The organism is Rhizobium sp. USDA 4016 (assembly GCF_056279705.1).
The window spans coordinates 2,861,245-2,887,969 of sequence record NZ_JBWCCY010000004.1 but is presented as its reverse complement, the minus strand read 5'-3'; the positions used below and the strand labels follow the sequence as shown (position 1 = coordinate 2,887,969).

Annotated in this window: 29 protein-coding genes; 21 read left to right on the top strand and 8 right to left on the bottom strand. The window is 62.8% G+C overall.

What is annotated here, in order from left to right:
• Positions 1-112: 112 nt before the first annotated feature.
• Positions 113-1,120, top strand: a complete 1,008-nt coding sequence (locus ACZ9DP_RS29960) for an asparaginase (RefSeq protein WP_074070197.1) — start codon at positions 113-115, stop codon at positions 1,118-1,120.
• A 141-nt stretch (positions 1,121-1,261) separates the two neighbouring features.
• Entirely contained in the window at positions 1,262-1,999 is a 738-nt protein-coding gene (locus ACZ9DP_RS29955) for a hypothetical protein (RefSeq protein ID WP_476204441.1), read from the top strand.
• Here the strand turns inward: ACZ9DP_RS29955 and ACZ9DP_RS29950 are convergent.
• Entirely contained in the window at positions 1,974-2,729 is a 756-nt protein-coding gene (locus ACZ9DP_RS29950; RefSeq protein ID WP_476204440.1) for a DeoR/GlpR family DNA-binding transcription regulator, read from the bottom strand. The two genes, ACZ9DP_RS29955 and ACZ9DP_RS29950, sit on opposite strands and share 26 nt — an antisense overlap.
• Positions 2,730-2,848: 119 nt before the next feature.
• Here ACZ9DP_RS29950 and ACZ9DP_RS29945 point away from each other — a divergent pair, with 119 nt between their 5' ends.
• The 7 genes from ACZ9DP_RS29945 (at position 2,849) to nadC (ending at position 9,753) form a co-directional block, all read left to right on the top strand.
• Entirely contained in the window at positions 2,849-3,214 is a 366-nt protein-coding gene (locus tag ACZ9DP_RS29945) for a DUF4406 domain-containing protein (RefSeq protein ID WP_194729190.1), read from the top strand.
• Between the two features lie 89 nt (positions 3,215-3,303).
• A complete protein-coding gene (locus ACZ9DP_RS29940) occupies positions 3,304-3,924 on the top strand; it encodes a glutathione S-transferase family protein (RefSeq protein ID WP_194729191.1) in 621 nt (206 codons plus the stop codon).
• A gap of 499 nt (positions 3,925-4,423) precedes the next feature.
• Positions 4,424-5,320 (top strand): LysR substrate-binding domain-containing protein, encoded by an 897-nt coding sequence (locus tag ACZ9DP_RS29935; RefSeq protein ID WP_239595094.1) that lies wholly within the window; start codon positions 4,424-4,426, stop codon positions 5,318-5,320.
• Between the two features lie 104 nt (positions 5,321-5,424).
• Entirely contained in the window at positions 5,425-6,312 is an 888-nt protein-coding gene (locus ACZ9DP_RS29930; RefSeq protein WP_239595092.1) for an NUDIX hydrolase, read from the top strand.
• Between the two features lie 69 nt (positions 6,313-6,381).
• Positions 6,382-7,353: a quinolinate synthase NadA gene (gene nadA, locus ACZ9DP_RS29925; RefSeq protein ID WP_476204439.1), complete on the top strand. Its 972-nt coding sequence runs from the start codon at positions 6,382-6,384 to the stop codon at positions 7,351-7,353.
• Positions 7,350-8,888 carry an L-aspartate oxidase gene (locus ACZ9DP_RS29920; protein WP_476204438.1) on the top strand — a complete coding sequence of 513 codons (1,539 nt, stop codon included), beginning with the start codon at positions 7,350-7,352 and terminating at the stop codon, positions 8,886-8,888. Before nadA ends, ACZ9DP_RS29920 begins: the two co-directional genes overlap by 4 nt.
• Position 8,889: 1 nt before the next feature.
• Entirely contained in the window at positions 8,890-9,753 is an 864-nt protein-coding gene (gene nadC / locus ACZ9DP_RS29915; protein WP_476204436.1) for a carboxylating nicotinate-nucleotide diphosphorylase, read from the top strand.
• Positions 9,754-9,774: 21 nt separating this feature from the next.
• Here nadC and ACZ9DP_RS29910 read toward each other — a convergent pair whose 3' ends face one another.
• The 3 genes from ACZ9DP_RS29910 to ACZ9DP_RS29900 all read right to left on the bottom strand — a co-directional run bounded on the left by ACZ9DP_RS29910 (position 9,775) and on the right by ACZ9DP_RS29900 (position 12,915).
• On the bottom strand, positions 9,775-10,434 hold the full coding sequence (locus tag ACZ9DP_RS29910) for a glutathione S-transferase family protein (RefSeq protein ID WP_194729197.1): 660 nt from the start codon (positions 10,432-10,434) through the stop codon (positions 9,775-9,777).
• 96 nt (positions 10,435-10,530) lie between these two features.
• Positions 10,531-11,856, bottom strand: coding sequence for a TIGR03808 family TAT-translocated repetitive protein (locus ACZ9DP_RS29905; protein ID WP_476205503.1), 1,326 nt, complete (start codon positions 11,854-11,856; stop codon positions 10,531-10,533).
• Between the two features lie 84 nt (positions 11,857-11,940).
• Positions 11,941-12,915, bottom strand: coding sequence for a glycerophosphodiester phosphodiesterase family protein (locus ACZ9DP_RS29900; RefSeq protein WP_476204435.1), 975 nt, complete (start codon positions 12,913-12,915; stop codon positions 11,941-11,943).
• Between the two features lie 135 nt (positions 12,916-13,050).
• On the opposite strand from ACZ9DP_RS29900, the gene ACZ9DP_RS29895 reads away from it, so the two are divergent.
• From ACZ9DP_RS29895 to ACZ9DP_RS29870, 6 genes are all read left to right on the top strand, one after another.
• Positions 13,051-14,061, top strand: coding sequence for a ligase-associated DNA damage response exonuclease (locus ACZ9DP_RS29895; protein ID WP_476205502.1), 1,011 nt, complete (start codon positions 13,051-13,053; stop codon positions 14,059-14,061).
• Positions 14,062-14,284: 223 nt separating this feature from the next.
• Positions 14,285-15,931 (top strand): cisplatin damage response ATP-dependent DNA ligase, encoded by a 1,647-nt coding sequence (locus tag ACZ9DP_RS29890; RefSeq protein ID WP_194729200.1) that lies wholly within the window; start codon positions 14,285-14,287, stop codon positions 15,929-15,931.
• A gap of 92 nt (positions 15,932-16,023) precedes the next feature.
• Positions 16,024-16,950, top strand: a complete 927-nt coding sequence (locus ACZ9DP_RS29885; protein ID WP_283071110.1) for an alpha/beta fold hydrolase — start codon at positions 16,024-16,026, stop codon at positions 16,948-16,950.
• A 41-nt stretch (positions 16,951-16,991) separates the two neighbouring features.
• A complete protein-coding gene (locus ACZ9DP_RS29880; RefSeq protein WP_194730093.1) occupies positions 16,992-17,213 on the top strand; it encodes a hypothetical protein in 222 nt (73 codons plus the stop codon).
• A gap of 116 nt (positions 17,214-17,329) precedes the next feature.
• On the top strand, positions 17,330-18,136 hold the full coding sequence (locus ACZ9DP_RS29875; RefSeq protein WP_476204434.1) for a L,D-transpeptidase: 807 nt from the start codon (positions 17,330-17,332) through the stop codon (positions 18,134-18,136).
• A 175-nt stretch (positions 18,137-18,311) separates the two neighbouring features.
• Complete coding sequence (locus ACZ9DP_RS29870) at positions 18,312-19,025, top strand: L,D-transpeptidase (protein ID WP_476204433.1); 714 nt, start codon at positions 18,312-18,314, stop codon at positions 19,023-19,025.
• 50 nt (positions 19,026-19,075) lie between these two features.
• On the opposite strand, the gene ACZ9DP_RS29865 is transcribed toward ACZ9DP_RS29870, so the two are convergent.
• Both ACZ9DP_RS29865 and ACZ9DP_RS29860 read right to left on the bottom strand, forming a co-directional pair.
• Positions 19,076-19,948, bottom strand: a complete 873-nt coding sequence (locus ACZ9DP_RS29865; protein ID WP_194729202.1) for a cell wall hydrolase — start codon at positions 19,946-19,948, stop codon at positions 19,076-19,078.
• 149 nt (positions 19,949-20,097) lie between these two features.
• The gene (locus ACZ9DP_RS29860) at positions 20,098-21,063 is read right to left on the bottom strand and encodes a LysR family transcriptional regulator (RefSeq protein ID WP_476204432.1); all 966 of its coding nucleotides are present in this window, start codon (positions 21,061-21,063) and stop codon (positions 20,098-20,100) included.
• A 116-nt stretch (positions 21,064-21,179) separates the two neighbouring features.
• Here ACZ9DP_RS29860 and ACZ9DP_RS29855 point away from each other — a divergent pair, with 116 nt between their 5' ends.
• Complete coding sequence (locus ACZ9DP_RS29855) at positions 21,180-22,580, top strand: MFS transporter (RefSeq protein ID WP_476204431.1); 1,401 nt, start codon at positions 21,180-21,182, stop codon at positions 22,578-22,580.
• A gap of 39 nt (positions 22,581-22,619) precedes the next feature.
• On the opposite strand, the gene ACZ9DP_RS29850 is transcribed toward ACZ9DP_RS29855, so the two are convergent.
• Positions 22,620-23,087 carry a MarR family winged helix-turn-helix transcriptional regulator gene (locus ACZ9DP_RS29850; protein WP_022716337.1) on the bottom strand — a complete coding sequence of 156 codons (468 nt, stop codon included), beginning with the start codon at positions 23,085-23,087 and terminating at the stop codon, positions 22,620-22,622.
• Between the two features lie 124 nt (positions 23,088-23,211).
• Here ACZ9DP_RS29850 and ACZ9DP_RS29845 point away from each other — a divergent pair, with 124 nt between their 5' ends.
• The 3 genes from ACZ9DP_RS29845 (at position 23,212) to ACZ9DP_RS29835 (ending at position 24,958) form a co-directional block, all read left to right on the top strand.
• On the top strand, positions 23,212-23,634 hold the full coding sequence (locus ACZ9DP_RS29845; protein WP_476204430.1) for an organic hydroperoxide resistance protein: 423 nt from the start codon (positions 23,212-23,214) through the stop codon (positions 23,632-23,634).
• Positions 23,635-23,862: 228 nt separating this feature from the next.
• Positions 23,863-24,246, top strand: coding sequence for an MbcA/ParS/Xre antitoxin family protein (locus tag ACZ9DP_RS29840; protein ID WP_074070201.1), 384 nt, complete (start codon positions 23,863-23,865; stop codon positions 24,244-24,246).
• The gene (locus tag ACZ9DP_RS29835; protein ID WP_476204429.1) at positions 24,206-24,958 is read left to right on the top strand and encodes an RES family NAD+ phosphorylase; all 753 of its coding nucleotides are present in this window, start codon (positions 24,206-24,208) and stop codon (positions 24,956-24,958) included. Before ACZ9DP_RS29840 ends, ACZ9DP_RS29835 begins: the two co-directional genes overlap by 41 nt.
• On the opposite strand, the gene ACZ9DP_RS29830 is transcribed toward ACZ9DP_RS29835, so the two are convergent.
• Positions 24,959-25,405, bottom strand: coding sequence for a MarR family winged helix-turn-helix transcriptional regulator (locus ACZ9DP_RS29830; RefSeq protein WP_476204428.1), 447 nt, complete (start codon positions 25,403-25,405; stop codon positions 24,959-24,961).
• A gap of 89 nt (positions 25,406-25,494) precedes the next feature.
• On the opposite strand from ACZ9DP_RS29830, the gene ACZ9DP_RS29825 reads away from it, so the two are divergent.
• Together ACZ9DP_RS29825 and ACZ9DP_RS29820 are read left to right on the top strand one after the other, a co-directional pair.
• Entirely contained in the window at positions 25,495-26,220 is a 726-nt protein-coding gene (locus tag ACZ9DP_RS29825) for a DUF899 domain-containing protein (RefSeq protein WP_476204427.1), read from the top strand.
• A gap of 31 nt (positions 26,221-26,251) precedes the next feature.
• The gene (locus ACZ9DP_RS29820; protein ID WP_476204426.1) at positions 26,252-26,719 is read left to right on the top strand and encodes a DUF1579 domain-containing protein; all 468 of its coding nucleotides are present in this window, start codon (positions 26,252-26,254) and stop codon (positions 26,717-26,719) included.
• Positions 26,720-26,725: the final 6 nt, after the last annotated feature.

Here is a 26,725-nt window from a genome sequence, read left to right as displayed (position 1 = left end):
TCGGGACGAAACGGGAATGCAATTGCGCCGCAGCGCGGCCAAAAGGCGTTGCTTTATCGGCGCAACGCGCTATGGCTTTGCTCTCCCCAAAAACCGATCCGGATTCCTGCCCATGTCCAATCCCGTCACTGTCGAAGTCACTCGCGGCTCGCTCGTCGAAAGCTGCCATCGCGGCACGGTCGTTGCCGTCGACGGCGATGGCAAGGTCGTCTTCGGGCTTGGCGATATCGATGCCGGCGTTTTCCCGCGGTCTTCCTGCAAGGCTATGCAGGCGCTGCCGCTGGTCGAAAGTGGTGCGGCCGATGCCTATGGCTTCGGCAACAAGGAACTGGCGCTCGCCTGTTCTTCACATAACGGCGAGGACGAGCATGTGGCGCTTGCCGCCTCCATGCTGGCGCGCGCTGGAGGGAGCGTCGAAACGCTGGAATGCGGTGTCCACTGGTCATCGGACCGCAAGACTCTGATCCACCAGGCGCGCACGATCACAGCGCCGACGGCGCTCCACAACAATTGTTCCGGCAAGCATGCAGGCTTCGTCTGCGCCTGCTGCCATCAGGATATTGATCCGAAGGGCTATGCCGGCTACGACCACCCGCTGCAGCAAGAGATACGCGGTACGATGGAGAGCCTCAGCGGCGCCGTGCTCGGCCGCGACAATTGCGGCACCGACGGCTGCTCGATCCCGACCTATGCCGTGCCGCTCCGCGGCCTCGCGCATGGCTTTGCCAAGATGGCGACCGGCAATGGCCTTGAACCGCTGCGCGCCAAGGCCTCCCGCCGCTTATTTGACGCCTGCATGGCGGAGCCCTTCTATGTCGCGGGTACGGGCCGCGCCTGCACCGAGCTGATGCAGATCGCGCCGGGCAGGATTTTCGCCAAGACCGGCGCCGAGGGCGTCTTCTGCGCTGCAATTCCCGAAGAAGGGATCTCGATTGCCGTAAAGTGCGAGGACGGGACGACTCGCGCCGCCGAGGCCATGGTGGCGGCAGCGCTCGCCCGGTTCTTCGAAAGGGGCAGCGAGGTTCACGCGAAGCTGATTTCGATGGGCGTCAAGCCGATGCACAATTGGAACGGCATCCATGTCGGCGACATTCGCGTCACGGCTGCGCTTCTCGCGTAGGCCGTGCCGTTACGGCACAGGCTGTTTTGGATAATCAGCAATTCCTAATGTGCGTTAAACCAAATCCTGCGAGAGGAGATGCGCGGCGGCGCATTTGTCCTACTATGGTGCGCCGTTCAACCCGTGCCGCGAGGGCAGGATATGTTTGCAGGCCGCTATCTCTGGTGGATGCTGATCGCCGTCGCGATCTTCCTGTTCTTTTCCATGTGCTTCGATTACGTGACCTGGGCGATCGTCGCCATTTCCGGCTGCGCCGAGATCGCCGGTTCCTGCGGGCCGATCGTGCTTGCCATGTCCGGCGCGATGAAGCCTTCGGGTATCGGGCTTGCGGGGGCAATCATGGTGATCTGCACATTCGCCCGTTTGCGTTACCTGTCGGTCAACTGGCTCTGGGGGCCTGTCGCGCTTGTCTGGTTTTCGGCGTCGGCGGCCTTCCCGGGGATTCTCGCGGGCGGCTGGACGGGCCAGTTGCGGCCGGAAATGGTCGTCGAAAGCCTGCCGGTGGCCTTCCTCTTCGTCACGGTGTTCTGCGGTTATCTCTTCATCGCCTTCGAAGAGGGGAGGATGGTTCCCTTTGGCCAACGGGCCTGGCTGCGGGCCGTCATCTGGATTGCCGCGTGCTACGGCGTGCTTGCGGCAATCGTGGAAACGCCAGGCTTCGGTGCCCTCCCGGCGCGCATGCTCGGCATGCCGTGGATCGCCTCAACGATCGCGGCATTCCAGCCGCTTTTGGCGGCAATCTTCGATTTCGGAACCGGCAGCATGATGCCGGCCTATGCTATGCTGGCGGTCTTCGTGGCGGCTCTCTCCGCAAGCCTACTGCCGCAGGACATCGCGCGGCTCGCCGCGCCCTTCATGCTTGGAGGATCGCGGCATTGAGCGCCCGGTAGGGCGCAAGCCGCTCTTCCGGCACTCCCGCCGAAACGATCAGTCCGGCAACATCGGCAATGCCGAGCACAGCGCAGGGCGAAACGAGATCGAATTTCTCCTCGGTCAGCAGGACATATGTTTCGGCCGCGCAACGGGCGATATGGCGCTTGATCGCCGCCTCCTCGAAATCGCCCGTGGAGAGCCCGTGCACGGGATGGGCGGCGGTGACGCCGAGGAAGAAGATATCGGGTCTGAGCTGCGAGATCGCCGCCATGGCCGCAGCGCCGGTTGCCACCATCGAGTGCTTGTAGAGCCGCCCGCCTGTAAGAATGATGTCGGCGGTCGGGTGATGCTCCAGTTCCGTGGCGATCGTCGGGCTATGCGTTGCGACGGTAAAGGCGATGTCGCGTGGCAGATACCGGGCGATCTCCGCCGTCGTCGTCCCGCCGTCGAGAAAGATCATCTGCCCCGCTTTCACCATTTGTACCGCCCTGGCGCCGAGCCGCTGCTTGGCATCGGACGAAACGCTCCGCCGCGCCGAGAAATTTGGCAGGTCGGGCGCAATCGGCATCGCGCCGCCATGCACCCGCTTCAAGAGCCCGTCAGCCGCCATCTCCCGCAGGTCGCGCCGGATCGTGTCTTCCGACAGCGCTAAATCTTCGGCGACGCGCTTGGCGATGACCTGGCCGTCACGGCGCAGGATGTCGAGGATCAGGGATTTGCGTTGTGTTGTCAGCATCACTCTGCACGAAATTCAACGAATTTTCACGATAATGCCTGAAATGACTCGACATGCAAGTAATTTCACGCATTATCGTGAAATCCCGTGCATGAGGCCGGGAGTGATGGAGTTTGACGATGTTAATCTTGATTGCAGGGCCGTACCGGTCCGGAACCGGCGATGATCCGGGAAAAATGACGGCCAACCTGAAGCGACTGGAGGAACCGGCTTACGCGCTCTTCAAGGCAGGCCATGTGCCGATGATCGGCGAATGGGTGGCCTTGCCGGTCTGGAATGCAGCCGGAGGCAAGTCGATCGGCGATGATCTCTACGAGGAAATCTTCCACCCCGTCGCCCACCGGCTTTTGGAGCTTTGCGAGGGCGTGCTGCGGCTGCCGGGGGACTCCAAAGGTGCCGACAACGACGTCCGCATCGCGCGCGAGCGCGGCATTCCGGTCTGGTACAAGCTGGAAGAGGTGCCGGGCTGCGCGAGAGCCGCGTGATGGCGCCGGGGCCGGCAACGGCCCCGATTTCCGCCATGGGCAGGGTGTGACGGCTGCGCTATATAAAATCCCGAAAGGGAGTCTCGACCATGCTGACATTTTATTTCGCGCCAAGCACCTGTGCGCTGGCAAGTCTCATCGCGCTGGAGGAATCCGGCCTTGCCTATGAAGCAAGGATGATCAGCTTCAAGGACAACGAGCAGCGCTCGCCGGAATATCTGAAGATCAACCCGAAGGGCCGCGTCCCCGCCCTCGTCACCGATCGCGGCATAGTCACCGAAACGCCGGCGATCCTCGCCTATATCGCGCAGACCGCCCCTGCGGCCAGGCTCGCGCCCCTCGACGACTCCTTCGAGTTTGCCCGCCTGCAGGCCTTCAACAGCTACCTCTGCTCGACCGTGCATGTGAACCATGCACACAAGCGCCGCGGGCCCCGCTGGGCCGACGATCCCGCCGCGCACGAAGCCATGCAGGCCAAGGTGCCGCAGACCATGACGGAAAGTTTCGAACTCATCGAGGAGACGATGCTCGCCGGCCCCTGGGTCATGGGCGAGCAGTATTCCGTCGCCGATCCCTATCTCTTCACGATGACCGGTTGGCTGCGCGGCGACGGCGTCGACCCGATGCGTTTCGCCAAGGCCACCGCCCATTACGCCCGGATGATGGATCGCCCGGCGGTGCAGCGGGCGCTGACGATTGAAAAGGGATGAGGGCGCCCCTTACTCCCTCCTTCATCATGTCGAACGGCGAGAGGAGATGGGGGTGGCTCATGCGGGCAACCCTCGCCGTGGCTGTGTTGCCGTCACAAGGACAGCAATGAGGTGCAAGGAGGGCCGGCGGCATCCAATCCATTTCCGTTGTTTGCGCAAAAGACCCCAGCAGCAATCATGCACATTTCGAAAGCGGCCGCGTCTCATATCGCGTTGGCTTCGGCGCCGGATAGTTTAAAGGCAGATCGGCCATTTGCCGCAGCGACATTGCGGCGATCTCCGGATGCGACAGCGGATCGTCGGCCTCAGGAGCCTTCGCGTCGGATGCCTTACTCAAGAAAAACTTCAGCAATGACATGGCATGCCTCGCTTTCTCTGGTTCGCAAATGCACAGTGTGCGGCGAGAATACCTCGCCGTTACAGGTGCTCCGCCTCAATATCGGAGCCATGAGGAACCTTTTCAATTGAGATTATCAGCGACGCGCTATAGAAAATATATATGCGGAATCTCAACTCGGTGCATTTGAACGGGCTGCGCGCGCTGGAGGCCGTCGGGCGTCTCGGTTCGCTGCAGCTTGCCGCGGAGGAACTCGGGGTCTCGATCGGTGCCGTCAGCCAGCAGGTCATCAAGACCGAAGCGCAGCTCGATCAGCTGATTTTCGAGCGCACGTCGAAGGGCATGGTGGTGACGCAAGCGGGCGCGCCGGTGCTTGCCGCTCTGACGGAGGGCTTCAACCGTATGTCGCAGGCCGTCTCGATCGCGCAGCGCCGGGACGACGCGACGCTGACGATCTCCGTGGCACCCGTCTTCGCCGCCCGCTGGTTGGTGTGGCGGCTCGATCGTTTCGCCGCGCGTTTTCCGGATATCAAACTGCGCATCGATGCGACGACATGCCTCGTCAATCTGTCGACATCCGACGTCGATATCGGCATCCGCGTCGGTGCCGGGCAGTGGCCCGGCGTCACGGCCGAACTGCTTGTGGAGCAGGAAGTATTCCCGGTCTGTGCACCGCAGATGGCGCGCGATCTGAAGGAACCCGCGGATATCCGGAAGCTGCCTGCCGTCATCGATGGCCGCGCCATGTTCGGCTGGGAGGTCTGGATGCAGGAGGCGGGCCTCTCAGGTTCGGCGCCGGCGACGCGCCACGTCTTCAACGACGCCTCGCTCTGCCTCGATGCGGCCATCGCCGGGCAGGGCGTCATGCTCGCCTGGCAGACGCTGGCAGACTATTCGCTGCAGGCCGGCCAGCTCGCCGTCCCCTTCGGCATCCGCGCGAAAACCGGTTTCGGCCATTATTTCGTGACAGCCGAAGGCGCGCGCGAGCCGAAGAAGGTGCGGGACTTCAAGGCCTGGATCCGCGAGGAGATGGCCGGAACGGTGAAGCTCTTTTCTTGAGGGCGTGACTGACAGCGGGCTGCGCTTGGCTGGCATTGGCATTGTATAGCTCGTGTGGCAAAGCTGTTTGCTAGAACCACATTCGCAGAGGACGATCCATCACAGTGCCCATCGGCGTCGCACACGCAGAACTGATCGCGGTCCTCGCCGCCGTAACCGACGAAGACCCGCGCATCATGACGGTCAGGACTGGCGAGGCGCTGCCTTCCGGATCCTTCGAGATGGGGCACCGCACGCTGCAGAGCGGGCTGCGGGAGTGGATTCAGGAGCAGACGGCTCATCCGGTTGGCTATCTTGAACAGCTTTATACCTTCGCCGACCGCGACCGGCAGAACGAGATCCTCGGTGGACGGACGATCTCGATCAGCTATCTGGGGCTGGTGCGGGAGCACCCGGCGCCGGGTTGGCATAGCTGGTACGAATATTTTCCGTGGGAGGATCACCGCAAAGGCAAGCCGCCGGTCTTCGATGCGCTTGTCGACCGGCTGCGGCGCTGGGAAGCGACGGATGCCGCTCGCCAGCAGAACCGCAAGCGCCGGATCGCCTTTACTTTCGGCCTGGATGGCGCCGCATGGAACGAAGATCTCGCCCTGCAACGCTACGAACTGCTGTACGAGGCGGGCCTGGTGGGGGAGGCGGGCGCAACCGTGGCGGAGAACCCGGGCCGCCGGATGTTTGCCGATCACCGGCGGATTCTCGCGACCGGAATAGCCAGGCTTCGCGCGAAGATCAAGTATCGCCCGGTCGTCTTCGAGCTCATGCCGGAGAGCTTCACGCTGCTGCAGCTTCAGCGCAGCGTCGAAGCGCTGGCGGGCCTTACGCTTCATAAGCCGAATTTCCGCCGGCTGATCGATCAGCAGCAACTGATCGAGGAAACCGGCGAGATGGCCAGCGAAACCGGCGGCCGCCCGGCGAAGCTCTTTCGCTACCGGCATGCCGTTCTCGAAGAACGCGCGCTGTCCGGCTCGAAACTCCCGCTCTCCCGCGCTTGACATAAACTCAAACTGAGAATAATTAATTTGTCCTAGAAATACTCGTTTCGAGTATAAAAGGAGCTCGCCGTGAATTCTCCCGTGTCCGCGTCCTCTCTCTATGACCGTGTCAGGCGCGTCATCCCCAAGGCGGAATGGCTGACCTTCCAGGACGATGTCGAAGCGATCCTCGATCTGAAGCGCCGCCGCAACGCCGTCATCCTCGCCCACAATTACCAGACGCCGGAGATCTTCCACGGCGTTGCCGATATCGTCGGCGACAGCCTGGCGCTGGCGCGCAAGGCGATCGAGGTGGATGCCGAGGTGATCGTGCTTGCCGGCGTCCACTTCATGGCCGAGACCGCGAAGCTGCTTAATCCCGGAAAGACGGTACTCATTCCCGACATGGGCGCCGGTTGCTCGCTGGCGGATTCGATCACGCCGGAGGATGTCGCGCTGCTGCGCCAGGCCCATCCCGGCGTGCCGGTGATCACCTATGTCAATACCTCGGCGGCGGTGAAAGCCGCCTCGGATATCTGCTGCACCTCGGGCAATGCGAAGCAGGTGGTCGAATCGCTTGGTGTGCCGCGCGTGCTGATGATCCCGGATGAATATCTTGCCCGCAACGTCGCAAAGGAAACCGATGTTGAGATCATCGCCTGGCATGGCCACTGCGAGGTGCATGAGCTCTTCAACGCAGATGATGTCCGCCAGCTTCGGGAAAATTATCCGGGCGTCACCGTGCTCGCCCATCCGGAATGTCCGCCGGACGTCGTCGCCGAAGCGGATTTCGCCGGCTCCACCGCCATCATGTCCGACTATGTCGGGAAGAAGCGACCGGCGCGTGTCGTACTGCTCACCGAATGTTCGATGAGCGACAACGTCGCCGTGCACCATCCGGATGTCGAATTCATCCGGCCCTGCAATCTCTGCCCGCACATGAAGCGGATCACGCTTTCGAACATCCGCACGGCGCTTCAGGAAAACCGCCACGAAGTCACCGTCGAGCCCGCCATTGCGGTTGCCGCGCGGCGTGCCGTGGAAAGGATGCTGGCGATATGACCGAAATCCTCACCCATCTTGCCGGCCGCCCGGTCATCGTCGGCAGCGGCATTGCTGGGCTGATGGCGGCGCTCACGCTGGCGCCGCAGCCGGTCGTCCTGATCACGCAAGCCGCCCTGGGCGCCGAGACCTCGAGCGCCTGGGCCCAGGGAGGCATCGCAGCAAGCATCGGCGCGGATGACAGGGCGGACCTGCACCTTGCCGATACGCTTGCTGCCGGTGACGGCCTATGTGACCCTGAGACCGCCGCCGGAATCGTGAGCGAAGCGCCAGCGGTGATCGCGGCGCTTGAGAAATTAGGCGTCCGCTTTGATAGGAATGCCGAAGGTCGGCTAGCGCTCGGGCTGGAGGCCGCTCATTCCTGCCCGCGCATTGTACATGCCGAAGGCGACGGCTCCGGTGCCGCCATCATTCGCGCGCTGGTACGAGCCGTCTCGGCCACGCCGTCGATCACCGTGCTTGCCAATTTCGAAGTCCGGCGTCTGGCGCTCGCAGACGGTGCGATCGGCGGCGTCCTTTGCGCGTCCGGCGGAAAGGCTTTCATGGTGCCGACGCCGTATGTCCTCTTGGCAACCGGCGGCCTCGGCGGCCTCTACGAGGCGACGACCAATCCGGTCATCAATTTCGGCCAGGGCATCGTCCTCGCTGCAAGGGCAGGCGCCGTGCTTGCGGATATGGAATTCGTGCAATTCCACCCGACGGCACTCCGCTCGAAGCGCCGGCCGCTGGCGCTCGTCAGCGAAGCGGTGCGCGGCGAAGGGGCTATGCTGGTCAACGAGCGCGGCGAGCGCTTCATGGCGGATCAGCCTGCTCAGGAACTTGCACCGCGCGACGTGGTGGCGCGCGCGATCAGCGCCGAGATCGCCCGCGGCGGCAAGGTCTATCTCGATGCCCGCGAGGCCCTCGGCGCTCGCTTTTCAAGCCGCTTTCCGGTGATCGATACTCTCTGCCGCGAAGCCGGGGTCGATCCGGCGCGGCAGCTGATCCCGGTTGCACCGGCCGTGCATTACCACATGGGCGGTGTCGCCACGGACAAGAACGGCCGCAGTTCCCTCCCTAGCCTCTGGGTCGCCGGCGAAGCAGCATCGACTGGCCTGCACGGCGCCAACCGCCTTGCCAGCAATTCGCTGCTCGAAGCCGCGGTCATGGGCATGCGCTCGGCCCGGGATATCGCCGGCACGACCGTATCCCTGCGGCCAACAGCGATCGAAGCGCTGCCGCCGCAACCCGACGCATCGCCGATCCGGCGGATTGTCTCCGCGCATCTCGGCGTGCTGCGGAACGGTGGTACGATCCATGGCGCGATCGGCGCGCTCCTGCCCTTCGTCGAGAAGGAGGGGCCGGCAACGGATCCTGCCACCGTCGCGCTGTTGATTGCCGCCTTTGCGGCGCTGCGGACGGAGTCGCGCGGTGCCCATGCCCGAACCGATTTTCCGCTCAAGCACGTGCATGCAAAGCGCCAAAAGATGAATTTTCCTCAGGTTTTAAACTTTGCGCGGGCCGTTGCATCCGACCCCCTTGCCAGGAGTGCCTGACATGACGCTTGTTCCCCTGCCGCGGCTGCTGATCGAGTCGCCCGTCCGCAATGCGCTGCTGGAAGATCTCGGCCTTGCTGGCGATATCACCTCGGCTGCCGTCATTCCGCGCGATCACCGCTCCACGGTCGTCATGGTGGCCCGCCAGCCGGGCGTGATCGCTGGGCTCGACGCTGCCGCGCTGGCGTTTGAGCTTGTCGATCCCGCGATCATCATGACCCCTCATGTCGAGGACGGCGCGGCGGTGAAACCCGGGGACGTCATCGCCACGATCGAAGGTCGCTCGCGCGCCATTTTGACCGGAGAGCGGACGGCGCTGAACTTTCTCGGCCATCTTTCGGGCATCGCCACGGTGACGGCCGGGATCGTGGCCGCGATCGGCGGTACGAATGCCTCGGTCGCCTGCACCCGCAAGACGACGCCGGGACTGCGCGCCCTGGAGAAATATGCCGTGCGCGCCGGTGGCGGCGTCAACCATCGCTTCGCGCTTTCCGATGCCGTGCTGATCAAAGACAATCATGTCGCCATTGCCGGCGGCGTCGCCGAGGCCATTTGCCGGGCCAAGGCCGGTGCCGGCCATATGGTGAAGATCGAAGTCGAGGTCGATACGCTCGACCAGTTGCGTGAAGCGATGGAGACCGGCGTGGATGCCGTCCTGCTCGACAATATGACCCCGGACCAGCTTCGCCGGGCGGTTGAAATCGTCGCCGGCCGTGCGATCACCGAAGCTTCCGGGCGGGTGACGCCGGAAACCGCAGGTGCGATTGCCGCTTCCGGCGTCGATCTGATCTCGGTCGGCTGGCTGACGCACAGCGCGCCGACGCTGGACATCGGGCTCGATTGGAAATCCAGCCAATCGGAATAGGGTGATCGAACTGTCGTTGGTTCAGACCGGCTCTTTCGAGCGTATCGCCTGCATGGCGAGATAGGCCGGGCGGGACTGGCAGCGCTTCAGCCAGGCGTTAACCTTCGGATGAGCGTCGAACAGTGCCTGTTCCGTCTGGCCATAGCGCAGCACTTCCGCAACGTTGAGATCGGCAACGGTGAAGCGGTCGCCGACGATCCACTCCTTGTTGGCGAGGTGCTTTTCCAGCACGGCGAGGGGGCGCTTCATGGAGCGGCAGGCGACGTCGATCGTGGCCTTTCCGGCCTCGGTGTTTTCGTGCTCGTTGTCATAGGTCACGACGATCCTTACCGTATGCGGCTCGAGTTCCGCCAGCGCCCAGATGGTCCACATCGTCAGCAAACCGTCCTCCTCGACGGTTTTGCCGGAAATCGGACCGCCGTGCTTGCGCACGAGATAGAGATTGATCGCCAGCGACTCGTGCATCACCAGCTCGCCGTCCTTGATCGAGGGGATCCGCGCCATCGGATTGATGGCGATGAATTCGGGCGAGAGCGTATTGATCGGTGCGTCCGGCGCCAGCGGATTGGCAAGCCGCTTCGCCTGGATCACCGGAACGGAGGTGAAGGCGATGCCGAGTTCCTCTGCCGTCCAGTAGACGCGCGCAGCGCGCGAACGGTAAACGCCGTAGATTGTCAGCATGCTTGTCCCCCTTGAACGTTGCGCGCAAATTAGAGCGCGGCCGGGCGAAGCGAAAGCGGCTGGTCCTGATGGATCAATGAAAGCTTTTGATGCATCCTAGCTGATGCGGTTCCGTTCGATGGTGAGATGCGGGTATCGCTCGCTCCCCGCTTGCGTGAGATCCCCGGAGACCTTTTTTTCCCATTCGAAGCCTAAGACCGCGCCCTCCTTCATTTCCTGGAAGACGTTGTCGGTGATCACCGCCGTGCCTGAACCCTCCGCCACCGAGACCGCACAGCCGACAGGCGCCTTGCGTACGACATTTCCGGTGACAACGAGATTGCGCAGATATGGCCCCCAGCCGAGCTGCATCGCCCAGAGCGGCGCGTTTTCGATGACATTGCCCGAGATGGTCGTGTCGGCTTCCGCGGCAATTCCGATGCCGAAACCGACCTCGGATTTGTAGGGGCCGTCGCGCCTCAGGTTCCGCACGATGTTGCCGATGACGGTGGCTAACCTTCCGCCGTCGTTGAAGTTGGCGATCGAGATGCCGTTCGCAGCACCATCGACGAGGTTGGCAGATAAGACGGCGCCTTGAAAATCGAACTCTGCATAGATCGCCGTCTCGCCGGAGCGCAGGCATTGATTGCCGGTGATCTGCACGTTGTCGGCGGAATTGGCCCGCACGGCGGTAAAGGCGCAATCGGAAATCTGGTTATTTGCCACCATCACGCCGCCGGCGCGGAAGACATTGATGCCGTTGCCGTTCTGCCCCGTGCCGCCGTCATCCGCCCTAATGCGCCTAACGCGGTTGCCGGTAACGACGGTGCCATCCTGGCCCTTTTCCCAGCGGTGCACGAGGATGCCGCCATTGCCGCAATCGGCAACCGTGTTTCCGGTTATCGCAAGCCCGGTGGAATCGACTGCGAAGATACCGGCCTGCGCCACCCCTGAAATACGGCTGCGTTCGATCCGGCCGCCGCAGCGCTCCAGGCGCAGGCCATGCTTGCCGGCCTCGGCAATTCCGCAGTTGTCGATCTGCACGTCGGCAATGCCGGTCAACTGCACGAGGCCGCTATTGTCCTCGCCGCTCATCCCGCCGCCACCCTGGATGACGATGCCGGAAAGCTCGATGCGCCGGGCGCCCTCCGCCGAATTGACACTGCCTTGATGAAGAATCCGCGACGCACCCGGAACGCCGATAATGCGGGCATTGTCCGGTAGCACGAGGTTCGAAGCTTCATAGGTCCCGGCCGGAAGATAAAGAGGCGTGTCGCTGCGTGCCGCCTCGTCGATCAGAGCCTGCAGCCCGCTCTTTGCCGCGCCGGATGCATCCAGCGCCCCGCGCAGTGCGGGCCGTTTTGACGTAGCGAAGGCGCGACCGGCCATCGGCAGGACCAAAGCCGCACCGACAAAGCCGAGCATATCGCGCCGCAGATACATCAAGGAGCCTTTCGCCGTCATCATTCGTGCCAAACGAATATATGTTCTGACACAGAATCCTTGCCGCGAAGTATCTTGGGGAGCCTAATTTTCCCTGAGCTTGCCGATCGCCTCGATCTCGTTCGTCCAGATGCCGCCGGAATAATCGGCAGGCAGCTTTTCCAGCATTTCGGGCGTATCGATCCCCGTCGAAAAATCGCCGCCGCGATAAGGGCCGAGCGCAAAGACCACGCTGTTTCCAGCCTCCATGCGATTGAGGAAACGGTCCGGCCAGCCCCAGAGCCACGGAGCGATATTGACCGGCACCAGCATCATCGTGTTCTTGCAGGCTTGCGGCACCATGCCCGTCCAGCCGTAGCCGATATAGCCGAGCAGGCAGGCTTTGAGGCTTGCGCGCGATGCCGTCTTGATGTCCGGCGCCAGGCGGCGGATGGTTTCGATGGGCTCGTCGCCGCCATAGACCATGATCAGTTCCCGGCGCTCGGCGGGCAGGGCATTGAGGACGACAGCCAGTTTCTCGCCTTCGGACGGATCCCGGCTTTTGACATTGATCAGCAGCCGCCTGTCCGGAAACGTCTGAAGCACCTCGGCAAGCGTCGGCATCTGGCCGATGCCGGTACCTCGGAAAGGAAAGGTCTTCCCGCCGTCGGCCGTATAGCCGTAGCCGACATCGAGCGCCTTCATCTCCGCCATCGCGTGCTCGCGGGTGACGCCGTGCCCGTTCGTGCGGCAGTCGAGCGTCCAGTCGTGGAAGATCGCGAATTCCCCATCCGTCGTCGGATGGACGTCGACCTCGACGATATCCGCACCCAGATCGAAGCCTGCGCGCATCGAGCGGATGGTATTTTCCAGATAGTCGTGCTTCGGCGGCAGCATGCGCGCCGCCGTGCAGGTGTCGTTCGTCAAATTGCGCTCGTCGAAACGCTGCGCGATCCCGCGATGTGCCAGCAGCACCGGCTTGCCCTCCCGGTGCGATGCCAAAAGATTGGTATTGTTCAGATAAACGGCTGCGGCGAAGACGGCGATTGCCGCTATGCTATAACGCAATTTCTTTCTCAAAACGGTTCCCTCCCAACGAATGTGGCGAATCGCTAAGGCGAGATTTGGGTCGATCTGCGGCAGCCGGCGGCAGGCAGACGGAATTGCGGGAAGCTACTGGCTCTCCGCCCATTTCCCGCTATCTTCCCGTTGATGATGCGACCCGATGCTCTTCTTTTTCCGGCTCCCGAAGGGCTTTATTGCCCGCAGGGCGGATTCTATGTCGATCCGGTGCGGCCGGTGGAGCAGGCGCTCGTTACTCATGGCCATTCCGATCATGCCCGCCCGGGCCACCGGCATGTTCTCGCGACGCGCCAGACGCTCGACATCATGCGCCTGCGCTGCGGCGACGGGTTCTGTGGCAGCGAGCAGGCCGTCGGCTTCGGCGAAGAGCTGGATTTGAACGGCGTCAAGGTAAGCTTCCATCCGGCAGGCCATGTCCTCGGCTCTGCTCAGATCGCGATTGAAAAGAGCGGCACCCGCATCGTCGTTTCCGGCGATTACAAGCGCCGTCCGGACCCGACCTGTGCGGCCTATGTGCCGGTGCCCTGCGATGTCTTCATCACCGAAGCGACCTTCGGGCTGCCGGTGTTCCATCATCCCGATCCGATGGAGGAGATCGGCAAGCTGCTTGCCTCGCTCCGGCAGTTTCCGGAGCGCACGCATCTGATCGGTGCCTATGCGCTTGGCAAGGCCCAGCGCGTCATCCGTCTGCTGCGCGATGCCGGTTACGGCGAGCCGATCTATATCCACGGGGCCATGGAACGGCTCTGCGAATATTATGTCGGGCAGGGCATCGACCTCGGCGACCTGCGGCCGGCCACCGTTGAAACCCGCGACAAATCCGCCTTCAAGGGCGCCGTCGTCGTCGGTCCGTCTTCGGCCTTCGCCGATCGCTGGGCGCGCCGCTTCAACGAACCGCTCCCCGCCTTCGCCTCCGGCTGGATGATGGTGCGCCAGCGCGCCAAGCAGCAGGGTGTCGAGCTGCCGCTCGTCATCTCCGACCATTGCGACTGGCCGGAACTCACCCAGACGATTACCGAACTCAGCCCCGCCGAAGTCTGGGTCACCCACGGCCGCGAGGAAGCGCTCGTCCGCTGGTGCGAACTGCAAGGCATCAAGGCGAGGCCGCTGCATCTGGTGGGTTATGAGGACGAGGGGGATTGAGGAAGATGTGTGGGACTATTCGCAACGACCCCTCCCCAACCCCTGACCAGAAGGGGCAGGGGTTACGATGCGGCTCCCTTTCGCCCCAATACAGCGTCGCTTCGTGCTGCATCGTTGCGAATGGGACGCGGTGGACACGGCGTCTAAGCCCCTCCTCCTTGTTGGGAGGGGTTGGGGAGGGGTCTTCAGAAGAAATGGCTTCTCGACCGGCCGGAGCGGCCCCATGAAACCCTTCGCCGATCTCCTCGACCGTCTCGTCCTGACGCCCAGCCGCAACGGCAAGCTGAAGCTCCTGACCGACTATTTCCGCGACACACCCGACCCGGACCGCGGCTATGGCCTTGCGGCGATCGCCGGCACGCTCGAAGTGCGCAACGTCAAGCCTGCCATGCTCCGCGATCTGACGCTTGAGCGGATGGACGAGGTGCTGTTCCGCTACTCCTACGACTATGTCGGCGACCTCGCCGAAACGATCTCGCTCGTCTGGGACAACGAAAAGGACATCGAGCGCTCCGCCTTCGTCCAGCCGCGCCTCGGCGAGGTCATCACCCGTATGAATTCGCTCGGCCGCACCGAGGTTCGCAGTTTCGTGCGCGATACGCTGGACCGGCTGGATCCGTCTGGTCGCTTCGCCTTCATCAAGCTTGCCACCGGCGCCATGCGCATCGGCGTCTCGGCACGGCTTGCCAAGCAGGCGCTGTCCGATCTCGGTGGAAAGGACGTGATCGAGATCGAGACGCTATGGCACGGTCTGGAGCCGCCCTATGAATCACTTTTCGAATGGCTGGAGGGCAGGGGCGGCAAGCCAGTGCTCGCGACGCCCGCGATCTTCCATTCCGTCATGCTCGCCCATCCGGTGGAAGACAACGATCTCACCAGCCTCGACCCGGCGGATTATGCGGCGGAATGGAAGTGGGACGGTATCCGGGTCCAGCTTTCCCGCTCCGGCGAAACGCGCAAGATCTATTCACGCTCCGGCGACGACATCTCCAATGCCTTCCCGGATATTCTGGAGTCCATCAGCTTCAACGGCGTGCTCGACGGCGAACTGCTCGTCGGCGGAACCGCACGCTCGAACAGCCCGACGAGAACCTTTTCCGACCTTCAGCAGCGATTGAACCGCAAGACGGTGACGGCGAAGATGCTCGACGAATACCCGGCCTTCATCCGTGCCTACGACCTGCTGTTCGACGGCGAAGAGGATGTGCGCGGCCATAGCTTCATCGACCGCCGCGACCGGCTCTCGGAGATTATCGAGCAGGCGCCGCACGATCGGTTCGACCTCTCGCCGCTCGTCGCCTTTTCGACATGGGAGGAATTGGACGAGCTGCGGACTTCGCCGCCCGACCCGGTGATCGAGGGCGTGATGATCAAACGTCGGGACAGCATCTATCAGGCGGGCCGCATGAAGGGCCCGTGGTTCAAGTGGAAGCGCAATCCTTACAACGTCGACGCCGTCTTGATGTATGCCCAGCGTGGCCATGGCAAGCGCTCGAGCTACTATTCCGATTTCACCTTTGGTGTCTGGGCCGAGACGCCGGACGGCGAACAGCTGGTGCCCGTCGGCAAGGCCTATTTCGGTTTCACCGATCAGGAATTGGAGCTGCTCGATAAATTCGTCCGCAACAACACCATCGAGCGTTTCGGTCCGGTTCGTGCCGTGCGCGCAGATCGGGAGTTCGGCTTCGTCGTCGAGGTCGCCTTCGAAGGCATCAACCGCTCGACGCGGCACAAGTCCGGTGTGGCGATGCGCTTTCCGCGCATCTCCCGGCTACGGCCGGACAAGCCTTCCTATGAGGCAGACCGCCTCGAAACGCTGGTCGCGATGATCGACGAAAGCCGTGGAATAGGCCCGCCTGCGCGACAATGACGCAGGGCCGGATTTCAACGCAATGTGTATTGGCCGAAATGCCGTTCTGGTGCAGATATTTGAGTGCCCCGGGGGCTATCGGGTGCTGTGTCATGTCCTTTGACGACGATCGAAATGCCTTTTTCCGCCAACGCCGCGCTGTCCTCGCCGGTATCGCGGGTGCCCTCATGCTCCCCCGCGCCGCCTCCGCCTTTAATGTTCCGGATCAGCCGCGCCTGATCACCCACGACTATGCCAAGGTTCGCCGCCGCTTCCGCACGAAGCTGCTGCAGAAGGGGCCTGCGCCGGACAAATACGAGGCATTGGCCACGCCGCCGGATGGCGAGCAGATATTCTACCGCTCGGGCGCTGGCGGCGAGCTCGAACTGGCGGCCTGGGTCAGCAAATACAAGCGCGGGCACCACGCAAAGCCCGGCGTGCTTTTCCTTCATGGTGGCAATGCCATGGGTGCTGGCCAGTGGCAGCTCCTGAAACCCTATGCCGAGGCGGGTTTCGTGGTGCTGATGCCGTCTGTCCGCGGTGAAAATGGCCAGATGGGCAATTTTTCCGGCTTCTACGACGAGGTGGACGACGTTCTTGCCGCCGCCGACCGGCTGGCGCATCTGCCGGGTGTGGACCCAAGCCGGCTTTTTGTGGCGGGCCACAGCATCGGCGGCACGCTGACTATGCTTGCCGCCATGAGCACGCACCGTTTCCGCGCCGCCGCCCCGATTTCCGGCAATCCGGACGCCTTCCGCTTCTTCAATCGCTACCCGCAGGACATCCGCTTCGACGACGGCAACAAGCACGAATTCGAGGTCCGCTCGGCGCTCTGCTACGCGCAAAGCTTCAAGTGCCCCGTCCACGTCGTTCACGGCACGGAAGAGGATCAATTCAACGACCGTGCCGGCCTGCTCGCTGCCCGCGCCCGTGCGGCCGGTATCCGCATCGAGACCGATAGGGTGGCCGGCAACCACACCTCCGCGCTGCCGGCCGAGATCGAGCAAAGCATCCGTTTTTTCCGTGGGGTGGCCGCTTGAACGCGTCTTCAATTTTCGCCGCGACGGTCTATATTGGACGCATGATGGCGCAAATGGCAGACGAGATCATTCCGAACGACTTCCCGGAGCTGAAATCGCTCCTGATGGATCGCGATCCTCTATGCGCCATTTCCGCAAAGGAAGCCTTCGCCCTTTATGAGCGCAACTGGCGCTTTGTGGATGTTCGCAAGCTCACCGAACATGAAGCGCAGCTTGTGCGCGAACTGGCGACCGTCTACGGCCACGGCGTTGTGCTCGTGTGATGTCCAGTCTCGTGAAGCCGGCAAGTTTTCCGGTGCTGACGCCAGCTTCACGCCAGCCGCAAATGCCATCCTCCCGCCAGATATCGCTCCGCTGACAATGGAAAAAGGGTGGCTTTATGGATTTTTCGCGCCGGGTGTTTCCCTTTGCCGGCCTTGCCGTGGCGGTCCTTGGCCTCAGCGGCTGCAACGTTCTTATTCCTGATACGGGCGCGACCGATCCGGCCCGCTTCGTGCAGGAGACTTCGCCGGTTTTCTATGAGCCGCCGGGCGTTGATCCGCGCAAGGTAAGGGCGATCTCCGATCCGCCGGTGCCGCAGGTGCGCGATCTCTACTCGACGCAATTCAACCAGACCTACGGCCTGCCGGTCACCAATCCGGTGAACGCCGCCTTGTACGGCGAGCTTCGCGATGGCGATTTCCTTTTGCCGGCCATTCCGGTCAGCCGCGTCAGCCCCGAGTATCTCCGTCAGGAAGTCGACTACCCGACACAGGAGAAGCCGGGCACTGTTATCGTCGATACGCGCGCCCGCCATCTCTATCTCGTCGAGCCGAACGGTAAGGCGATCCGCTACGGCGTCGGTATCGGCCGCGAAGGCTTCGCCTGGTCGGGCCGCGGCGTCATCCAGTGGAAGCAGAAATGGCCGCGCTGGACGCCGCCTGCCGAAATGGTCTCGCGCCAGCCGGATATCCGCCCCTTCTCGGCCGAAAATGGCGGCATGAATCCTGGCCTCGGAAATCCGCTCGGCGCCCGCGCCATGTACATCTTCAACGACGGCCAGGATACGCTCTATCGCGTGCACGGCACACCGGATTGGCAATCGATCGGCAAGGCGACGTCGTCGGGCTGCGTGCGCATGCTCAACCAGGACGTCGTCGACCTTTACGACCGCGTTCCGGCCAAGGCCGAGATCGTTGTGATGTAGCGGCGCAACAGGGCAGGCGATATCGTCTGTCCGCACGGAGACACGACTTCGTGAGGGTATGGTTTATTTGGCAGCGGCAGATAGATTTCCGACTCGTCACCGGCGTTGAATGAACCAACCGGGGTGCGTGCCGCATGCCGGCTCTCCCCGCGACAGAAGGAAATCCGTCCCGCGCATGAGTCTCGAAAAATCTCTCTCCCGCCGCAACTTTCTCTCCTTTTCGGCTTTGACGGCGGCCTCCGCGCTCGCCGGCTGCGCTTCCACTTCGGCACCGAGCATCCAGCCCGTCGGTTTCCGTTTCCCACGCCCTTTCGAGACGACGCCCGCTCCCACGGATGCCGAGCTTGAGGTGATATACGGTCCCATCGAGGACGGCGGCTTCCTGATCCCCGCCGTCCCCTACCAGCAGATAGATCCGCGCTACTATCGCCAGCAGGTCATCGACCCGACAGGCGAGCGTCCAGGCACGATCGTCGTCGATACGCCGTCGCGCTTCCTTTATCTCGTCCAGCCGGGCGGGACAGCGATGCGCTACGGCGTCGGCATCGGACGCGAAGGCTTTGCCTGGTCTGGCAACGGCGTCATCCAATGGAAGCAGAAGTGGCCGCGCTGGAAGCCGCCGAATGAGATGGTTGCCCGCCAGCCGGAACTCGCAAAATATTCGATCGAACGCGGCGGCATGGAGCCTGGCCTGCTGAACCCGCTCGGCGCGCGCGCGCTCTACATCTTCTCGAATGGCGAGGATACGCTCTACCGCCTGCACGGCAATCCGGAATGGCGGTCGATCGGCAAGGCCGTTTCGTCCGGCTGCGTCCGCCTGCTGAACCAGGATATCATCGATCTCTACGACCGCGTGCCGAACAAGACGCCGATCGTCGTCTGGCAGTGATGAATGAACTCGACTTCCTTCCGATCGGAAGGAAGTCTTTCTGATCGGCCTCAGCCGCCCGCCGGCAGATGGCCGGCAGCGAGTCCTGCGCTGTTGTAGGCGGGGCGGGGCGTCGGCAGTGCGATGGGCGATCCTTCCGGCGGCATGACCGTGCCTGGAGTCGTCGATGCCGGGGGAGCGGCCGGAATGGCGGAGGTCGTGGTGGCATCCGGTATCGATGCCACATCGGGCATGGCCCTCGGGATTGGCCCCTTCTCCGGGAGCAACACGTCGATTTGTGTGGAAGTCGCGAACGGCTGCACGCCTGCGAACTGAACCGGACCCGATAGCCGCGGGTCGGAAACGTAGTTCATTGCGACGTCATAGGCCGGCAGAGGTGCCGGCGTTTGCAAGGCTCCGTCCCTGCCGCGCTTTTCATAAAAGACGTTGCCGCCGGCCTCGACGACATAATGCATGTTGCGATAGGGGAATTTCAGGCCGTCGGTGTGGAAGAACATGGCGTTCTGCACGCCGGGATGCCGTTCCCCGCGCAAGATTCCGTCCACGGCGGAATCAAGTTCCGGTCCGGCCTTCGGGTCGACGACCCTGGTCATGACGCCGGGCGCGAACTGCTTTTCCTGCGCTACGACCTCGCAAATCGTGTCGGGATAGGCGGGCGATGTGAGCCGGTTCATTACCACGGTTCCGACCGCCATATAGCCATCGCGATCCGAGTGTTCGGATTCGAAATACATGGCGCGCTTCAGACAATCGCGGTCCCGTGCCGTGTAATTATAAGTCACTTTGGCTGATGCTGGTTTCGCGGTGGAAGAAGGACGTGCAGTCGGCGGTGGCGCCTTGGCGGCCGTCGTGCACCCTGTTGCAGCCAGTCCGGCGAAGAGAATCCCGGAGATGGTTTTGCCCAATGCGTATCGCGCCCTCAACGGCCGGTGCCTCCTATTGTGATAGTCCAGCCCAAATCACGTCGCGAAAACGTTTTACCTCACGTTCGTAAATATTCCAAACACATTTCGTGATTTACGGAAAAATCCTTATATTTCAAAGGGAAGATGGGCGGCTAGCGGCTGATTCGCTAGGCGGCCGCCCTGGAAATGCCCATCCGGCAGCCGGATGCTTCGAGTGCAGCGCTGGCAACGTCGATGAAGAGCCGGCGGAACCAGACGGAGCGTCCGTCCGCCCGGTCGACGCGGCGGTAAAGCATGGTGACCGGTTCGGCAGGCAGTGGGATTGGCGGCACTGAAACCGTTAGCCCATGCAATTGCGCCATGCAGCGGGCGATCGATTCCGGGATCGTCGCGATCGCCGGCATCGCCCGCAGCGCCGTCGGCAAGGCGGAAAAGCGGGGCACGGTGGCCACCACCTGCCTGCTGTGCCCCAAGCGGGCAAGCGCGATATCGACATTGGTCGAGCCATTGCTGCCTTCGAACGAGACGCCGACATGGTCTGCCTTGGCGAAGTCCTCAAGGGTCAGCGGGGTCTTCAACCTGAGCTGCTTCTGATCGTAGATCGAGATCGAACACTGGTCGAAGAGCGGATCGCGGATATGCCAGGAGGCGGGCTCGTCGTGGATCGAGACACTGAAATCATAGGCGCCCTCGTCGAGCAGGCGTGCGGCGTCGCGTTTGTGGAAAGCCACACCGACCAGCCGGGCGCCCGGCGCCAGTTCCCGCAGGCGCGCCGCGAGCGGACCGAAGAAGGCTGATTCGAGATTGTCGCACAGGCCGATGCGGAATTCACCCTTCCAGCTGGCGGGGTCAAAGGCGGCGGGCGGGCGGATGGCCCGCTCGATGCCGGAAAGCGCATCCTCGATTGCCGGCGCGATGGCAAGCGCGCGCGTCGTCGGCTGCAGGCCGCGTCCGACGCGGACGAACAATTCGTCGTCCAGTGCTTCGCGCAGCCGCCGCAGCGCCGCCGAAAGTCCCGGCTGGCCAAGCAGCAGCCGCTCGGCCGCGCGGCTGACATTGCGTTCTTGCATCAGCACGGAAAAGGCCAGCAGGAGGTTCAGGTCGATTTTCCGAAGGATCGCGTCATTCATCATTATCAGTAATACCTGGCATGGTTACTATCAATTTGCAATAGGATTCGGAGATGATCATTTTCTCGTCCCTCTGCCGCTTCCTCCCAACCAGCGCGGCAGCAAAAGGAACGATCTCGATGACTCTCACACAATCTCGAAGAGGGGCGGGGCTGGCATTGCTGTTGCTCTGCGCCGCCAATTTCCTTGACGCCATGGACGTTTCGACCATCGGCGTCGCGCTTCCCGCCATTCAGGCCGAACTCGGCATGCAGGCAACTTCGCTGCAATGGGCCGTCAGCGCCTATGTCCTCGGCTACGGCGGCTTCCTGCTGCTCGGCGGTCGCGTTGCCGACGTTTTCGGCCACCGCCGCGTCTTTCTCTGGTCGCTTGCCGTCTTTGCAGCTGCGAGTATCGCGGGCGGCTTTGTCGACAGCGCGCCGACGCTGATTGCCGCCCGTCTGATCAAGGGCATCGCCGCGGCCTTCACTGCACCGGCCGCTTTGGCGCTTCTGCTTTCCGTCTTCGGAGAGGGCAGCGCCCGCGCCAAGGCGCTCGGGGTCTTCTCCTCCACCGGCGCCGCCGGCTTCGTGCTTGGCATGGTGCTCGGCGGTGCGGCCACCATTTTCAGCTGGCGGGCGACACTCGTCATGGGCGCTCCGGTGGCGATCCTCACGCTGGCGATCGCGCCATTCGTCCTGCCCGCAGACGAGCGCCGGGGAGCCGGCCGTCCGCGATTTGACTGGGCAGGCGCCTTGACCATCACCCCCGGCCTGCTGCTCTTCGTCTTCGGCATCACCAACGCCGCAGCCGACGGCTGGAGCGCCTTTCCCACCTGGGGCGCACTGACTGCGGCCGCCGTCCTGATCCTGCTCTTCCTTGCCGTTGAGGCCCGGCATGCCGATCCGATGGTGCCGCTTGCGATGTTCCGCCGGGCAAAACTCAGCCATGCCAATGCCGTCGCCGCCCTTTTTCAGGGCGTCTATGTCGGCTTCCAGTTCATCGCGACGCTCTATTACCAGAACGAGCTCGGCTGGTCGGCCTTCAGCACCGGCTTCTGTTTCGCTTTAGGCGGCGTCTTCGTCATGTTCCTGGCGCCACGCTTTGCCGCGATCGCGCAGAACCGCGGCACCACTGGCCTCATGGCGCTCGGCGTGGCGCTGCAGGCAGCAAGCTATATCTTCTGGGTCGCGGCTGTCGGTGACATCAATCCGATCCTGCTCGTCGTCCTGTCGCAGGTCCCGCTCGGCCTCGGTTACGCGCTGACCTATCCCTCCGTTCAGGTCGCGGCACTCGCTGATGTCGAGGAAGACAAATCGGGCCTGGCCTCCGGCATGCTCTTTGCGGCCTTCCAGATCGGCGGCGGCATTGTGCTCGCGGCCGCCTCCGCGGTCTTCGGCGCGGCGCCGTCCTTCGGCTGGGATCCTTATGTGGCAGGCGTCGCCTTCACGGCGTTGCTTGCCGTTGCGGTCGTGTTTCTCGCCGCCATCGGTCCGAGGACGTCGCCGTTGCGCGCCGCAGCCTATCAGGCCGCCGAGTAAAATCTGCGAACGCCCGCGCTTAAAGGCGCGGGCGATTTCTCACACGGCTGCATTCAGGTTCCCGCGCAGCTTCTGCAAAGATCCGCGGATTTCCGCCATTTCCTCGAGCGTGCAGCCGGCCGCCTGGCCGATGGCCGTCATGATCGTTGCCGCCTCGCTCTTCATCGACCGGCCCTTCGGCGTCAGCGAAACGATCACCTGCCGCTCGTCGCGTGCGTCCCGGGTGCGCTTGATCAGCCCGGTCTGCTCCAGCCGCTTGAGCAGCGGCGAGAGCGTGCCCGAATCGAGGTCGAGCTGCTCGCCGATCGTCTTCACCGGAAGTTCGGCTTTTTCCCAGAGCACGAGCATCACCAGATATTGCGGATAGGTGAGGCCGACCTTGTCGAGGATCGGCTTGTAGGCGCGCGTGAAGGCATGCGCCGTCGCGTAGACCGCGAAACAGAGCTGTTTCTCCAGCCGCCTCTCCTCTTGCGGGATTTCCATCGTCTTTGCCATCTGCGCTTTCATGGTCCTGTTCCTTTGAGGTGCAATTCTCCTCTTTTCAGATTCCGAATGCAATTTGCGAAATTCACTTGCGTACAATTTAATTGTGCAATATATGAAATCCAGCCCCAACGCAAAGGAGACTGACATGCCTATCCTCTATACGACCCAAGCTTCCGCCACCGGTGGCCGCGCAGGCCGCGCCGTTTCCGAAAACGGCGTTCTCGACGTGACGTTGACTGTTCCGAAGGAACTCGGCGGCGATGGCGCCACCGGCACCAATCCCGAACAGCTCTTCGCGGCCGGCTATTCCGCGTGCTTCCTCGGTGCCTTGAAATTTGTCGCGGGCCAGCAGAAGGTCAAGATTCCGGAAGACACGACGGTTTCCTCCAAGGTCGGCATTGGTCCGCGTGAAGACGGCACGGGCTTCGGCATCGACGTGGCGCTCACCGTCAATATCCCCGGCCTGGATAAGGCCGAGGCTGAAAAGCTCGCCGCCGCCGCCCACATCGTCTGCCCCTACAGCCACGCCATGCGCACCTCGACCGAAGTTCCGGTCACGGTGGCCTGATGCGGAATCACCTTCTCCCCGCCGGGGAGAAGGTGGCCCGAAGGGCCTGGATGAGGGAGCGACACGGCAAATGTCGTCTTCGCTTTTGCCTCAGACGCGCGCTCATGGAGTCCTCATCGCCTCGGCTTCGCTCCGGCACTTCTCCCCAGCTGCGGAAAGGAAACAAGCGGCACACCCTTTTCATCTGAAATATAATCGCTATATTATTTCCAAGGAAAGGATATGCCGATGACCTCGTTGCATCTTCAGGACAGCCGCCGGACATCCGAAGCCGCGGTGATCACCAAGGCGGCGGTCAATGCCGCAGACCGGCTCGGCATCAGCGCCCGCGTGCTTGCCGTCGTTCTCGGCGTATCGGAAGCCACTGTCTCGCGCATGAAGCGGCAGGATCATCTTCTGGAGCCTGGCAGCAAGTCCTTTGAGCTCGCTGTCCTGCTTGTCCGTCTCTTCCGCTCGCTGGATGCGATCGTCGGCGGCGACGAGGCGGTTGCCCGGCAATGGTTGCGCAATGCCAATACCGCGCTCGGTGCCGCACCGCTTGAAAAGATCGCCAGCATTTCCGGATTGACCGATGTCCTTGCCTATCTGGACGCCCGTCGCGCTCTCGTCTGAGGCGCGCGCGATATCCGGCAGTTTCTGGCGCCTGGTGGAGGCGCAGCATCAGATCTCGACGCTGAAGCTCGTCGATACGCTGGAAGAGCAGGCGCTGCTCGAAACACTGCTCGAGGAGAGCAAGCCGGCGCTGCCGCCCGAATGCGCAGGTCTCGACTATCTGCTCGCCACGCCCTTCCGCTACGGCGCTGTCTACCCGCATGGCTCGCGCTTTCGCAGGGCAGGGCGCACGCTCGGCGTTTTCTACGCTTCGGAAAAGGTGGAGACGGCGCTTGCCGAGATGGCCTTCTACCGCCTGCTCTTCTTCGCGGATTCTCCTGAGACGCCTCTGCCTGCGAATGCAGCCGAATACACCGCCTTTGCGGCTCTCGTCGGGACGAAGGCCGCGCTCGATTTGACTTTGCCGCCGCTCAACCGCGATCGCCCGACATGGACCGATCCTATGAATTGCGAACCCTGCCAGGCGCTTGCCGATACCGCCCGCGCGATCGGCACCGAAGCGATCCTTTATGAATCCGTCCGCGATCCGCATCACGGCAAGAATATCGCGCTGCTGACGGCCAAGGCCTTCAGCGCCCGCGAACCGGCCGAGCGCCAGACATGGCGCATTCGCCTGTCGCCGGCAGGCGTTCAGGCGCTGTGCGAATTTCCGAAGATGCGAATCGGCTTTGCCAGGAGCGATTTCGGCAACGATCCACGCATCGCCCGTTGATCAGGCGAGCGCCTGCAGCGCGCTCCGCAGCCGCTCGCCACTGCCGCCAGGCAGCTTCTCTTCCAGCGCTGCATGCGTCCTTTCCCAGATTGGCAGCGCTGCGGCGAGCACCGCCTTGCCCTCCGGCGTCAGGCTGAGCAGCCGCCCCCGCTTGTCTTTCGGATTTTGCGTTACATTTACCCAGCCACGGCGTTGCAGCGGTTTCAGCGCCGCCGTCAGCGTCGTCTGGTCCATGGCGAGAACATTGGCCACAGGCCCCATCGGCGGCGGCTCCGGCCGGTTGAGGGACATCATCAGCGAGAACTGCCCATTGGTGAGCCCGACCGGACGAAGCGCATCGTCGAAAAGCCGTGCGAGTGCTCGCGCGGCGCGCTGAACATGCAGGCACAGGCAGGCGTCCCGTACCAGCAGTGTCGTCGAAAAGGGAATTTCTATCGCGTTTGACATGCCCTATTTCTATTGATATCAATGTATTTAGTCAAGCGAATGAGAACGAATGCCGGTCTTGCCGGCGGCGCCGGAGGAGGGCGCTCGCGATGCAGAATCAAGTCGTTTCCCGTGAACAATGGCTGGAGGCCCGCCAGGCGCTGCTTTTGAAGGAGAAGGAAGCAACGCATCTCAGAGACAGGATCAATGCCGAGCGCCTGGCCATGCCCTGGGTCAAGGTCGACAAGGACTATGTCTTCGACACGCCGCAGGGAAAGAAGGGCCTATCCGATCTCTTCGACGGCCGCAGCCAGCTGATGATCTACCATTTCATGCTCGGTCCGGATTGGGAGGCCGGTTGCACCGGCTGCTCGTTCCTTTCCGATCACGTGGATGGCGCGCTGCCGCATCTCAACCATCACGACGTCACCTGGGTCGCGGTTTCGCGCGCGCCGCTCGCCAAGATCGAGGCCTACAAGAAGCGCATGGGCTGGAAGTTCCCCTGGGTTTCGTCCTTCGGCAGCGATTTCAATTTCGACTACCACGTTTCCTTCAGCCCGGAAGATCTCGCCAAGGATAAGGTTTTCTACAATTTCACCGCGATCGAACCCGCCGAGGCCCATGACGAACTGCCGGGGCTGAGTTCCTTCTACAAGAACGAGCGGGGTGAAATCTTCCATACCTACTCTAGCTATGCCCGTGGGCCGGAGGAACTGATCGGCACGCTGATGATCCTCGACCGCGCGCCGAAGGGCCGCAACGAGGAAGGCACGATGGATTTCGTCAAGCGCCACGACGAATACGAGGGCGCTCGAAAGACGCAATCCCGTCACTGAAATCTGCGAACATCTCCAAGGGAGAAGGATGATGGAAACTGCAAAAGCGTTGGAGGAGCACCGCTTCCTCGAGAGGTTGGTGGGCGTATGGGATGTCACGGCATCCGAAATGACCGCTGACCAGCAATGGACGGAGATCGTGCGCTCGCTGCACGGCATCTGGTTCGTTGCCGAAGGCAATGGCGAGATGCCGGGCGGCGGGGCTGCCACCACCATGCTCACCCTCGGCTACAATGCGGCCAAGGGCAAATATGTCGGTAGCTGGATCGGCTCGATGATGGACCACATGTGGGTCTACGAGGGTGATGTATCGCCCGACGGCAAGGTGCTCAGCCTCTATACCCGTGGCCCCGATTTCCAGGACCAAGGCGCCGAGCAGGACTACCGCGAGCAGATCATCTTCGCCGATGACGATCACCGCACCTTCAACTCGGCGGCCAAGCAGCCGGACGGCAGCTGGAAGCAGTTTATGGAGGCGCATTACACGCGCAAGCCGTGATCCCGA